Source organism: Planococcus sp. RAB007_Raresut (genome assembly GCF_057369535.1).
The window spans coordinates 1-249 of record NZ_JBXYIF010000215.1 but is presented as its reverse complement, the minus strand read 5'-3'; the positions used below and the strand labels follow the sequence as shown (position 1 = coordinate 249).

At 59.0% G+C, this 249-nt stretch carries 1 pseudogene; it reads left to right on the top strand.

Annotated elements, in window-relative coordinates:
- Positions 1-249 (top strand): annotated as a pseudogene (locus AC2Q9J_RS18330) (hypothetical protein); the annotation flags it as partial.

Genomic DNA, 249 nt, shown 5'->3' with positions numbered 1-249 from the left:
GCATCGCAAGAAGGGATCGTACAGGCCGATGTGCTCCTTTCCCATCCGCAGATCCCGTTCATCTCATATCCGTATGAATGGAGCATCAGCCTGCACAAGGCGGCGGCGCTGGCGAATCTCGACCTGCATCTCGAGCTTCTGTCCCAGGACTTCACGCTCAGCGATGCGACTGCTTACAACATGCAATTCGACGGGACTCGACCGGTCCATATCGACCAGCTGTCGATCCGCCCGTACGAGGGCGGCGAG